Genomic DNA, 11,291 nt, shown 5'->3' on the forward strand with positions numbered 1-11,291 from the left:
AAGTAAGTGACTGGGGTTCGTGATGGCAGCCAACGCAGAGTCAACTTGAAGGATGACGGGTATTAGTCAGCGTCGTAACCTAAGTTCGGCGCCAGCCAGCGTTCTACTTCAGCGACCGGCATATTTTTACGCGCGGCGTAATCCTCCACCTGATCACGCTGAATCTGCGCCACGGCGAAATATTTGCTGTCAGGATGACTGAAATACCAGCCTGATACCGCCGCCCCCGGCCACATGGCGAATGACTCGGTCAGTTGCATACCGGTGTTGGCTTCGACATCCAGCAGCTTCCAGATTTGCCCTTTTTCGGTATGTTCAGGACAGGCCGGATAGCCCGGAGCCGGACGTATCCCCTGATAATTTTCGCGGATCAGGTCTTCGTTACTCAGGTTCTCGTTAGCCGCAAAACCCCAGTACACCTTACGCACTTTTTCATGCAGGTATTCCGCGAACGCTTCTGCCAGACGATCAGCCAGCGCCTTGATCATGATCTTATTGTAATCATCATGCTGCTTGTCATACGCCTCGGCCAGCGCGTCTTCTTCCAGCCCGCCGGTGACGGCAAACGCGCCCAGGTAATCTTTTTTGCCGCTGGATTTCGGTGCGACAAAGTCAGCCAGACAGTAGTTGGCGAAATCCGTTTTTTCGGTTTGCTGACGCAGATGATGACTGACGACCAGCACATCCTGACGGCGTTCGTCGCTGTAGATTTCGATGTCGTCGCCCTTGCGGTTTGCCGGGAACAGGCCGACCACACCGCGCGGATTCAGCAATTTCTCTGTGGAAAGCTTATCCAGCAGGTCATTGGCATCTTTGAACAGGCGCTTCGCTTCTTCGCCGACCACGTCGTCTTCCAGGATGCGCGGATATTTACCGGCCAGAGACCAGGTCATAAAGAACGGCGTCCAGTCGATGTAGTTACGCAGCGTTTCAATGCTGGCTTCAACTTTCTGGATACCCAGACGATGCGCCACTGGCGGCGTGTAATCGTCCCAGTCAATCACGGTGGCGTTGTCGCGGGCCACTTCAAGGCTGACTGGCGGTGTGCGGGGTTTTTTACGGCCGTGCTGGATACGCACGGTGTCGTACTCTTTGCGCGTGCGTTCGATAAACGCGTCACGCTGATCTTTTGACAGCAACGCAGAGACCACGCCGACAGAACGCGAGGCGTTTTGCACATAGCAGGTTGCGCCACTGTAATTTTGTTCGATTTTAACTGCGGTGTGCGCTTTCGATGTAGTCGCGCCACCAATCAGCAACGGCATGGTGAAGCCGCGGCGTTCCATCTCTTTCGCCACGTTGACCATTTCGTCGAGCGACGGAGTAATCAGCCCGGAAAGCCCGATGATATCGACATTTTCTTCAATGGCGGTTTTCAGAATTTTGTCGGTCGGCACCATTACGCCGAGATCAATAATCTCGTAGTTATTACATTGCAGCACCACGCCGACAATGTTTTTGCCGATGTCATGCACATCGCCTTTTACCGTGGCGAGCAGGATTTTGCCGTTGGTCTGGCCCTTCTCCTTACTGGCCTCAATGTACGGCTCCAGATAGGCCACTGCCTGTTTCATGACGCGTGCGGATTTCACCACCTGCGGCAGAAACATTTTACCGGCACCAAACAGGTCGCCGACGACGTTCATGCCGTCCATCAGCGGACCTTCAATCACTTCAATAGGACGCGCGGCCATCTGACGGCACTCTTCTGTATCCAGCTCAATAAATTCAGTGATGCCTTTGACCAGCGAGTATTCGAGGCGTTTTTTGACTTCCCAGCTGCGCCATTCCGCCTGCTGCTTATTCGCTTCGCCATCGTCCTTGCTGCCCCGGTATTTTTCTGCCAGTTCCAGCAGACGTTCGGTACCATCGTCGCGGCGGTTGAGGATCACATCTTCAACGGCGTCGCGCAGTTCGGCCGGTAAGTCATCATAAATCGCCAACTGACCGGCGTTGACGATGCCCATATCCATACCGTTACGGATGGCGTGATACAGGAACACGGCGTGGATGGCTTCACGTACGGGTTCGTTACCACGGAATGAGAAGGAAACATTGGAAACACCGCCCGAAATCAGCGCGTGTGGCAACTCTGCTTTGATATCGGCGCAGGCTTCGATGAAATCGACGGCGTAGTTGTTATGCTCTTCAATGCCGGTGGCGACTGCGAAAATATTCGGGTCGAAAATGATGTCTTCCGGCGGAAAGCCGACTTTCTCCGTCAGCAGTTTGTAGGCACGACGACAGATTTCAATTTTGCGGGCGCGGGTGTCTGCCTGTCCGGTTTCATCGAACGCCATGACCACCATGGCCGCGCCATAACGGCGCACCATACGGGCATGGTGCAGGAAGGCTTCCTCGCCTTCTTTCATGGAAATCGAGTTAACAATCCCTTTGCCTTGAATGCATTTCAGGCCTTTTTCGATGACATCCCATTTGGAGGAGTCAATCATGATCGGCACGCGGGCGATATCCGGCTCACCGGCAATCAGGTTGAGGAAACGCACCATCGCCGCTTCGGCGTCGAGCATCCCTTCATCCATGTTGATGTCGATGATCTGCGCGCCACTTTCCACCTGCTGACGGGCTACGGCCAGCGCTTCTGCATACTTCTCTTCTTTAATCAGTCGCTTGAAACGTGCCGACCCGGTGACGTTGGTACGTTCGCCGACGTTCACGAACAAGGTTTGCGGGTCGATGGTCAGCGGTTCAAGACCTGCCAGCCGGCAGGCAACGGGAAGGGTTGGCAACGCACGAGGCGGCACGCCTTCTACGGCTTTTACCATCGCCGCGATATGCGCAGGCGTGGTGCCACAACAGCCACCGACAATATTCAGAAAGCCCGAGCGCGCCCATTCGGCAATGTGCCCGGCCATTTCTTTGGCGTCCAGATCGTATTCACCAAAGGCATTCGGTAAACCGGCGTTCGGGTGAGCGGTCACGTAGCATTCTGCAATGCGTGATAATTCAGCGACATATTGACGTAGTTCATCCGGCCCCAGGGCGCAGTTCAGGCCAAAAGTCAGGGGCTTAACGTGGCGCAGGGAGTTATAAAAGGCTTCGGTGGTCTGCCCCGACAATGTACGGCCGGAGGCATCGGTAATGGTGCCGGAAACCATCACCGGCAGCACGATGCCCATCGCTTCGAATTCACTTTCTACCGCGAACGTCGCGGCTTTGGCATTGAGGGTATCGAAGACGGTTTCGATCATGATCAGATCCGCACCGCCTTCGATCAGCGCGCGGGTCGATTCACGGTAAGCTTCGACCAGTTGATCGAAAGACACATTACGGAAAGCCGGATCGTTAACATCAGGCGAGATCGACGCCGTGCGGTTGGTCGGGCCTAACACCCCGGCGACGTAACGTGGTTTATCCGGCGTGCGTGCGGTCCACTCATCGGCACACTGACGCGCCAGACGTGCGGCTTCGTAGTTAATTTCCGCCGACAGCGATTCCATATGGTAGTCAGCCATGGCAATCGTGGTGGAGTTAAAAGTGTTGGTTTCGAGGATATCCGCGCCAGCAGCAAGATAACCGTTGTGGATCTCGATGATCACTTCCGGTCTGGAAAGCACCAGAAGATCGTTATTGCCTTTCAGATCGCTTTCCCAGTCAGCAAAACGTTCGCCACGGTAATCTTCTTCTTCCAGACGATAGCTTTGGATCATGGTGCCCATGCCGCCGTCCAGAACCAAAATGCGCTGTGCCAGTTGCTTATGTAGCGCCTCAACTCGATTAGTCACTTTCACCTCATCACCCATCACGCACACCCGGCAAATTGTTCGTTCATACGCCGGAAATTATGGTCAACATCCTAGCATACCTTCCTCAGCCAAAAGCCCGCGCCGACGTGAGACTTTTTCAATTCGGGAAGACATCCCGCAAATGCGATGCAACACATCGGATGAGCGCAAAGGCAGGTTGCGATCCATACTGTAAAAACGAAAACCAATTCCAAAAATGACTTTTCTTCGCCAGCTTTTGGCGCATCTTACAAGGAACAGGCTCATGGCAACGTCCGTCTCAGCTCCGGCCAAACGTACTAAGAAAACCAAAGCCGCTGCCGCCACCAGCAGCGCCGCTACCGGGCAGGTTCAGTCCCTGACACGTGGCCTGAAATTGCTGGAATATATCGCGGAAGCCCAGGGCAGCGTGGCGCTGACCGATCTGGCTCAGCAGGCAGGATTACCCAATTCCACCACGCACCGTTTGCTGACGACCATGCAGCAGCAGGGGTTTGTTCGTCAGGTGGGCGATTTGGGCTTGTGGACCATTGGCTCGCATGCGTTTGTTGTCGGCAGCAGCTTCCTGCAGAGCCGCAATTTACTGGCAATGGTGCATCCGATGTTGCGCCGCCTGATGGAAGAATCCGGCGAAACGGTCAATCTGGCGGTGCTGGATCACAGTGACTATCAGGCGATCATCATCGATCAGGTGCAGTGCAATGCGCTGATGCGCATGTCCGCGCCGATTGGTGGCAAATTGCCAATGCATGCGTCAGGGGCCGGTAAAGCATTTCTTTCGACGCTGCCGGAAGAACGTCTGGCAAAACTGCTGCATAAGATTGGCTTGCACAGCTATACGCCGCTGACGAAAACCTCTCCGGCAAACCTGAAACAGGAGCTGGCGGATACACGCAAGCGCGGCTATGCCTTTGATGATGAAGAACATGCGCTGGGTTTGCGCTGTGTGGCGACCTGCATTTACGACGAGCATAACGATGCATATGCGGCGATTTCTATCTCGGGTCCGGTTTCGCGGATCACCGATGACCGTGTGACCGAGCTGGGCGCGCTGGTGATCCACGCAGCAAAAGAAATTACGCAGGCTTACGGCGGCGGGAAACACTGAAAGAAAGACGACAATCCCGCCGGAGTGTGGCGGGATGATGAAGCGTTTTAACGGCGGCAGAAACGCTGAGAGCGGCGATAAGCAAAGACATCTTCAACGTGCCCTTCACGGATGCGTTGCTGCAAATTACGCCAGTAAGCGGCGCAAAACAGGTCATCGTGTAATGCTTCAAAGATCTGGCCCAGACGTTTGTCACTGCATAAGAAATGCCGGAACTCCTCCGGGAAAACGTCGCCGGGTGCGATGCTGTACCAGGGTTCGCTGGCCAGTTCATCTTCAGGATATCGCGGTGCGGGAATGTCGCGGAAGTTTACTTCGGTCATGTAACAGATTTCATCGTAGTCATAAAACACCACGCGGCCATGACGGGTGACGCCAAAATTCTTAAACAACATATCGCCGGGGAAGATGTTCGCTGCTGCCAGCTGTTTGATCGCGTTGCCATATTCCTCAATCACGTCATGAAGTTGTGCGTCACTGGCCTGTTCCAGATATAAATTCAGCGGCGTCATACGCCGTTCGATGTACAGATGTCTGAGCGCAATAGTGTCCCCCAGATCTTCGATTTTAGCGGGGACTTCGCGCTGAAGCTCTGCCATCAGTTCCGGGCTGATGTTTTTCTTCGGCAAAACAAAGTGCTCAAACTCCTGGGTATCGGCCATCCGCCCGACGCGATCGTGTTCTTTCACCAGCTGATAGCAGGCCATGACCTGAGCTTCAGTCACTTCTTTTTGCGGGGCAAAATTATCCTTTATCACTTTGAACACCCGGTCACTGCCGGGCAGGGTAAATACCAGCATCACCATGCCTTTGACGCCCGGCGCAATAATAAAAGGCTGGTCGGTTTGTGCCATAAAGCGCAGGTGCTCACGGTAACATTCTGTTTTTGCATGCTTCTGGCAACCGATCGCGCTGTAAAGTTCAGCGGTAGTTTTGGCCGGTAAAATCTCACGCAACCATTCCACCAGCGCGCCAGGCTGCGGGGCATACACCATGAAGTACGAGCGGGCGAAGCCGAAAACAATGCTGGCGTCGTTGCTCTCGGTCAGACAGGCATCCACAAATAACTGATTCTGATGGCTGAGATGCACCGGTAATAACAGTGGGAATACCTGTGAACCGGCCCTGATTTTGCCGATGATCCACGCGGCTTTATTGCGATAGAAAATCTCGGTCGCGATCTCAATATCCGCATCCGCCAGCCACGTCGCAGAAAAGCGTTGCTGTAAGGCATTCGCAATATAATCCACATCGCGATTCGCATCTTCCCACGCTAAACGCACCGGAAGGTCGCCCAGCACTTTTGCCAGCGTGACGATAAGCGTTCCGTTAACCGGATACCGCCGTGACAGAGGACGTGCGCAATGATGCGGCCGCAGGGAGGATTGTTCACTGAAAATAAAGAGTTTATCCGCCGTCAGATCCCTGTGTTTAAAAATCCGGCAATAGACTGAATTAAAGAAACTTTCTGCAATTTCAGCACGGGGATAGTCAGGCAGCAGGCCGGAGTAACATTCCTTTATACGGACCAGAAACGCGGCATCATAAAAGTGCTGGCCGGTGATGCATTTAAGCTGCGCGACAACCAGCCCGACATGGTGGTCATACAGATGAATACGCTGTTTCATCGCCGCCTGCACGGCAGGCCAGTCAGCATTTTCAAAGCGTTGCTGGGCGCCTGCCGTCACCTCAAGAAAACGGCCATACTGTGCGTCAAATCCCTGCAAAATGGTCTGCGCAATCAACAGCTCAATACGCATAGCGGCAGCTCCATGAGGAAAAGACCCGGCTTTCACCGGGCCTGCCGGGGATCAGTGTGACGTGGAGGAAAACTGCTGTTCTTCGGTCGAGCCGGTGAGCGCGGTAACCGAGGAACGCCCGCCCTGAATGATGGTGGTGACTTTGTCGAAATAGCCGGTTCCGACTTCCTGCTGGTGGGATGCAAAAGTGTAGCCGCGACCGATGGCGGCAAATTCCGGCTCCTGCACTTTTTCGACGTAGTGCTTCATCCCCTCACCCTGCGCATAAGCATGGGCAAGATCGAACATGTTGAACCACATGCTGTGAATGCCCGCCAGCGTGATGAACTGGTACTGATAGCCCATCGCAGCCAGCTGATCCTGGAAACTGGCGATGGTCTGATCGTCGAGATTTTTCTTCCAGTTAAACGATGGCGAGCAGTTATATGCCAGCAGTTTGCCCGGGAATTTGGCGTGAATAGCCTCGGCGAAACGCTGCGCCAGTTTGAGATCAGGCGTCGAGGTTTCGCACCACACGACGTCGGCATACGGGGCATACGCCAGCCCGCGGCTGATGGCCTGCTCAATCCCGGCGTGTGTCCGGTAGAAACCTTCGTGCGTTCTTTCGCCGGTTATAAACTGGCTGTCATACGGGTCGCAGTCTGACGTCAGTAAATCAGCGGCATCCGCATCGGTACGCGCCACCAGCAACGTCGGTACACCCAGCACGTCGGCGGCGAGCCGCGCCGATACCAGTTTCTGGACGGCTTCCTGTGTGGGTACCAGAACTTTGCCCCCCATATGTCCGCACTTCTTCACGGCAGCAAGCTGATCTTCAAAGTGAACGGCTGCGGCACCGGCTTCAATCATCGATTTCATCAGCTCAAAAGCATTGAGCACGCCGCCAAAACCCGCTTCTGCATCAGCCACGATCGGCAGGAAATAATCGGTATAGCCCGGCTGACCCGGTTCAATGTTATTGGCCCACTGAATCTGATCCGCGCGGCGGAAAGTGTTGTTAATCCGCGCCACCACTTCAGGCACCGAATTCACCGGATATAAAGACTGGTCGGGGTACATACTCGAAGCCGTATTCGCATCGGCAGCCACCTGCCAGCCGGAAAGATAAATGGCCTCAATACCGGCTTTCGCCTGCTGCAATGCCTGTCCACCAGTCAGTGCGCCCAGACAATTGACATACCCTTTACGCGAGGCCCCGTGCAGCAGATTCCACAGACGGGCGGCACCGTGCTGTGCCAGTGTGCATTCGGGATTGACCGAGCCGCGCAGGCTGATCACTTCTGCCGCAGTGTAAGGTCGGGTGATATTTTTCCAGCGTGGCTGGTTCCAGGTTTCTTCAAGCTGCTGAATTTGCTGAGTACGGGTCGTTTTCATGGCAAATGCTCCGGTCTTTTTATGTGTAGGATAAGAAGGATCAGGCCAGCAGCTGATAGCCCGGCAGTGTCAGGAAGTCGATGAGCTCATCCTGCGTGGTAATTTTTTCCATCAGCGCAGCCGCTTGTGTGAAGCGTCCTGCGCTGAAACGTTGTTCGCCCAGTTCCTGCCGGATGACCAGCATTTCTTCATTCAGCATGCGGCGGAATAAGGGTTTGGTAACGGGTTGTCCGTCGCTGAGCGTTTTGCCGTGGTGGATCCATTGCCAGATCGACGTGCGGGAGATTTCAGCCGTGGCGGCATCTTCCATCAAACCGTAAATCGGGACGCAGCCGTTTCCTGAAATCCAGGCCTCGATGTATTGCACCGCAACGCGGATATTGGCGCGCATGCCCTCTTCGGTGCGCTCACCGGCACAAGGTTCAAGCAACTGCTCTGCGGTGATTTCAGTGTCTTCTTCACGTAACACGTCCAGCTGATTTGAACGGCTGCCCAGTGCATTATCGAATGCTTCGAGCACCGTATCGGCCAGCCCCGGGTGCGCAATCCAGGTGCCGTCATGGCCGTTACTTGCCTCCAGCTCTTTGTCTGTGCGGACTTTGTTCAGTACCCATTCGTTACGCTTAACATCTTTACTGGGGATAAATGCCGCCATGCCTCCCATTGCAAATGCGCCACGGCGATGGCAGGTTTTGATCAGCAGCCGCGAGTACGCACTGAGGAAGGGTTGCGTCATGGTCACAGACTGGCGATCGGGTAATACGCGATCAGCATGATTTTTTAATGTTTTGATATAGCTGAAGATGTAATCCCAGCGGCCGCAGTTCAGGCCGACGATATGATCACGCAGGTGATAAAGAATTTCGTCCATCTGGAATACAGCGGGCAGGGTTTCAATCAGCACGGTCGCTTTGATTGTGCCACGGGATAATCCTGCATAATCTTCAGCAAAACTGAAGACCTGACTCCACCAGTCGGCCTCGTGACAGGACTGCATTTTGGGCAGATAGAAATAGGGACCGCTGCCTTTTGCCAGCAAAGCGCGATAGTTGTGGAAGAAGTACAACGCGAAATCGAACAGCGAACCGGGAATCGCCTCTCCCTGCCAGTTCACATGTTTTTCAGGTAAGTGCAGGCCACGGACACGGCACACCAAAACGGCCGGGTCAGGTTTGAGCTGATAAATTTTTCCGGATTCGTTGGTGTAGCTGATCGTCCCGTTTACCGCATCGCGTAAGTTGATCTGCCCTTCAATCACTTTCTGCCAGTCCGGAGCCAGAGAATCCTCAAAGTCCGCCATGAAGACTTTTACATTGGCATTGAGCGCATTGATGACCATCTTACGTTCGACAGGCCCGGTAATTTCTACCCGTCGATCCAGCAGATCAGCAGGGATGCCCCGTATTTTCCAGTCTGCATTTTTAATGGAATGTGTTTCCGAAATAAAATCCGGTAATGTACCCTGATCTATCTTCTGCTGGACGGCAATACGATCGGCCAGTAAACGGTTACGCAGTGGGGTAAAACGCACAACCAGCTCGGACAAGAAATCTACGGCTTCTTCAGTCAGAATCTGTGCCTCGTTTTCACCAAAACGGCGCGTAAAGCCAAGCTGACTGCGGGTAATTTGCTCTGACATCGCTCTTCTCCTGATTTATCTGCCTAATCTGCCAGACCGCCTCACTGAACAGATGCTGTTACGGTCGAAAACTCACCCGAGACGCACTCATTATTTTGAGGCGATCTTTCTCTGGTTATTTATTGCCCGATAGAGTTAAGCGTAATCAGGGATTTCATAAAATCAAAAACGATTTCCATTTTATTTTTTAAATTAAAAAGTTCCATTTTTAATCAATAAGATAAGAAGGAATAAATTTTCCATAAAATGGTAACGGATTTCGCATTTGAGAAATAAGAGATGAAGGATTGCGGCTCAGAGAAAAGGATCGTAGGGAAAGAAAGATAAGCAGACGACCGGGGAGATCGTCTGCAGAAAACGGAAAGAGGATTTACTCGAGTGTGGGATTCATCTGGCGCAGATCAAACGGTGTGATCTGATAAACGTAATAGTTCAGCCAGTTAGTGAACAGCAAGTGTCCGTGGCTACGCCAGGTCGCTTTGGGTGCCAGTTCGGCATTATCCTGCGGGAAATAGTTGTACGGCATTTCAGGCGACAAACCGGCAGCCACGTCCCGCAAATACTCTCCGGCCAGTGTCCCTGCATCATATTCAGGGTGTCCGGTCACGAAAGCCATCCGCTTATCCTTTGTGGCAAAGAGATAGGCACCGGCCTCCTCGGATTCAGCGAAAATATCCAGATCTGTATGCTGGCGAAGCACATCTGCCGGGAAGTCTGCATAGCGCGAATGCGGTGCCAGGAAAGATTCATCAAAGCCACGGGTCAGTAACGCCAGCGGTTGCAGCGTCTGATGAGGATACACACCTGATAACTTCGCTTCACGGGTCATTTTAGGCAGGCCGTAAAGCACATTCAGCGCAGCCTGTACCGCCCAGCAAACAAACAGCGTTGATGTCACGTGTTCTTTCGCCCAGTGAATAACCCGTTCAATTTCAGGCCAGTACGCCACATCGCAAAAATCAACCAATCCCAGGGGCGCGCCGGTGACAATCAGGCCATCGTAGTTGTCATGCTGAATATCTTCAAAGTCACAATAGAAGTTATTGAGGTGCTCGGCGGGGGTGTTTTTAGATTCGCGACTATCAATACGCAGCAGCTGCACATCAATTTGCAGAGGAGAGTTGGAAAGCAGTCGTAAAAACTGATTTTCAGTCTCAATTTTCTTCGGCATCAGGTTAAGAACCAGCACCTTAAGGGGACGGATCTCCTGTGTTTTCGCGCGTGATGATGTCATGACAAAGACGTTCTCATTGCGCAGGAAATTCACGGCTGGTAATTCGTCTGGTACCCGGATCGGCATAACAACTTCCTCACTGCATCCATTTATACGTTTAGACTTCTAGATAGCCGAAGATAACGGGTTTTAATCAAGATGTCGAGCCTGCATGCAGTAAGTGAAAATGTTTCAGCTTCAGTTATTAATTTAGAGGGTTTAGTTATATAGGATCGGGAAAAAGAGTTGGTGAGCGATAAGGAGGATACTTCTGAACAATGAATTTCGCAGCTAATAGAGCAATAAGCGAACATAATTACCCAAATTTCCCATAGCAAAAAGCCCTGTACGTCAGTACAGGGCTTTCCACTTATTTGATGCCTGGCAGTTCCCTACTCTCGCATGGGGAGACCCCACACTACCATCGGCGCTACGGCGTTTCACTTCTGAG

6 protein-coding genes are annotated in these 11,291 nt (G+C 53.1%); 1 reads left to right on the forward strand and 5 read right to left on the reverse strand.

From position 1 onward, the window contains the following. Positions 1-62: 62 nt before the first annotated feature. A complete protein-coding gene (metH, locus tag EYY67_RS17645; RefSeq protein ID WP_131694013.1) occupies positions 63-3,764 on the reverse strand; it encodes a methionine synthase in 3,702 nt (1,233 codons plus the stop codon). Between the two features lie 247 nt (positions 3,765-4,011). Here metH and iclR point away from each other — a divergent pair, with 247 nt between their 5' ends. Then, a complete protein-coding gene (iclR, locus tag EYY67_RS17650; RefSeq protein WP_095924304.1) occupies positions 4,012-4,854 on the forward strand; it encodes a glyoxylate bypass operon transcriptional repressor IclR in 843 nt (280 codons plus the stop codon). 47 nt (positions 4,855-4,901) lie between these two features. Here iclR and aceK read toward each other — a convergent pair whose 3' ends face one another. The 4 genes from aceK to metA form a co-directional block, all read right to left on the reverse strand. Then, a complete protein-coding gene (gene aceK, locus EYY67_RS17655) occupies positions 4,902-6,614 on the reverse strand; it encodes a bifunctional isocitrate dehydrogenase kinase/phosphatase (protein ID WP_131694014.1) in 1,713 nt (570 codons plus the stop codon). Positions 6,615-6,665: 51 nt separating this feature from the next. Next, a complete protein-coding gene (aceA, locus tag EYY67_RS17660) occupies positions 6,666-7,988 on the reverse strand; it encodes an isocitrate lyase (protein ID WP_095924302.1) in 1,323 nt (440 codons plus the stop codon). Positions 7,989-8,028: 40 nt separating this feature from the next. Continuing rightward, a complete protein-coding gene (aceB, locus tag EYY67_RS17665; RefSeq protein ID WP_131694015.1) occupies positions 8,029-9,627 on the reverse strand; it encodes a malate synthase A in 1,599 nt (532 codons plus the stop codon). Between the two features lie 370 nt (positions 9,628-9,997). Further along, complete coding sequence (metA, locus tag EYY67_RS17670) at positions 9,998-10,927, reverse strand: homoserine O-acetyltransferase MetA (protein WP_095924300.1); 930 nt, start codon at positions 10,925-10,927, stop codon at positions 9,998-10,000. Positions 10,928-11,291 lie beyond the last annotated feature (364 nt).

Source organism: Rahnella victoriana (assembly GCF_004330295.1).
Classification (GTDB): domain Bacteria; phylum Pseudomonadota; class Gammaproteobacteria; order Enterobacterales; family Enterobacteriaceae; genus Rahnella; species Rahnella victoriana.

Excerpts from the sequence above, each read along its gene's own strand:
- metH (WP_131694013.1), bottom strand. The coding sequence starts at position 3,764 with ATGGGTGATGAGGTGAAAGTGACTAATCGAGTTGAGGCGCTACATAAG.
- iclR (WP_095924304.1), top strand. The coding sequence starts at position 4,012 with ATGGCAACGTCCGTCTCAGCTCCGGCCAAACGTACTAAGAAAACCAAA.
- aceK (WP_131694014.1), bottom strand. The coding sequence starts at position 6,614 with ATGCGTATTGAGCTGTTGATTGCGCAGACCATTTTGCAGGGATTTGAC.
- aceA (WP_095924302.1), bottom strand. The coding sequence starts at position 7,988 with ATGAAAACGACCCGTACTCAGCAAATTCAGCAGCTTGAAGAAACCTGG.
- aceB (WP_131694015.1), bottom strand. The coding sequence starts at position 9,627 with ATGTCAGAGCAAATTACCCGCAGTCAGCTTGGCTTTACGCGCCGTTTT.
- metA (WP_095924300.1), bottom strand. The coding sequence starts at position 10,927 with ATGCCGATCCGGGTACCAGACGAATTACCAGCCGTGAATTTCCTGCGC.